Source organism: Glaciimonas sp. GG7 (genome assembly GCF_052976905.1).
This window is the reverse complement of the sequence record NZ_JBRIIQ010000216.1, coordinates 1-1223: the sequence shown is the minus strand read 5'-3', so window position 1 is coordinate 1223 and position 1223 is coordinate 1. Positions and strand designations below refer to the sequence as shown.

1 protein-coding gene is annotated in these 1223 nt (G+C 45.6%); it reads right to left on the bottom strand.

The window, feature by feature from the left end:
* Nucleotides 1-88 precede the first annotated feature (88 nt).
* Nucleotides 89-1039, bottom strand: coding sequence for a GIY-YIG nuclease family protein (locus ACVBEF_RS21215; protein WP_447125874.1), 951 nt, complete (start codon nt 1037-1039; stop codon nt 89-91).
* Between the last annotated feature and the right edge of the window lie 184 nt (nt 1040-1223).

Genomic DNA, 1223 nt, shown 5'->3' with positions numbered 1-1223 from the left:
CGGTGTGATTGGGAATGCTAGGGCTGATTTTTCCGATGCATGATCGCATAAGAGAGGCAAAGTACAAGTCCATCAAATTTAGGCATTTTTATGTTGGTGAGGTAATCTCGTTGAGCAACTTGTATACAGTAGCGGCTTCTATATCGCTCCATGTTTTTCCATAATTCGTGCGCCATGCATCTCGGCCATTAATTGCGTATCCAACAATGATTGCTGCGGCTTGGCTTGGACTTGAAAACAGATGATTGCGAGATAAGCGGAGTGTCCCTTCTGTTCCCACGATGACTCTTGAGGAAATAAGCTTTTCCCGTAGTGCCTTGTACCCATCAGAAAGACTCGATTTAACGGTTGATGAGACTTGTGAGCCTGCTAAAACTACGATTCCTTCGTCCGTGCGAATAGCTGAGGCATCAATGCCGTTAACTTTTAGACTGAATGTAATTTGTTGTTCAAAAGAATCGTTTGGTGACAAAGATGCAGACAACTGAGCAACAGGATTTTCAATCGAAGAAATAAGTTTCGCCGGGTGCCCAGTTAATGGTTCTAAGGCGCGATGACCAAGTACCCCAAGTAGGGTACGTAAATTTACAATGAATTCTTCCATTGAATCTCGGTCTGCTCGCGGTAGGGCGGGGAGTTGCGGGGATGCTGTATTCGTGAGCAAGTAACGCCCGGCGGTTGATGCTAGTTGGATAAGACGTGACTCAATATAGCGCACGTGACCTTTTGTCAGGTTATCGTCCTTGCTCGTGAATGCGATAAGTTCGTTCCAAAATTCTTTTCCTGTTAAGTGTGCGCCTAAGCGTTCAAATACTACTTCGGCTTCGCCAATGTACAAAGCTTCTTGCCCGGTTTGGTCGTTAATTCCAAACAAAAAATAGACTCCCGGGCGGCGAGCCTCGGGCCAATCTTTAAGGTCACCGAATCTGGTGCGGGTACACGCGATAGCTTGGCCTGTCCAGTTCACGATTTCACCATGCCGAATACCAGAAACTGAGCCGTCGGCAAGATAAATTCGAATACTTTTTCCAGCAGTCATCATTGTTCTTCTTCAAAAAGTAATTTGTGTGACGTTCAGAATTTTGGATCACTGGCAAGATGCTGTAATCATAAAAGCATAGAGGATAGTGCCACGCAGGTTTAATGTCATTGATGGATCCAGGGTAATCGCAATCGATTCGTGCTTGTCCGTGGTACTCGGCATAGAACTACTGAGTCGGAGA

Excerpts from the sequence above, each read along its gene's own strand:
- ACVBEF_RS21215 (WP_447125874.1), bottom strand. The coding sequence starts at position 1,039 with ATGACTGCTGGAAAAAGTATTCGAATTTATCTTGCCGACGGCTCAGTT.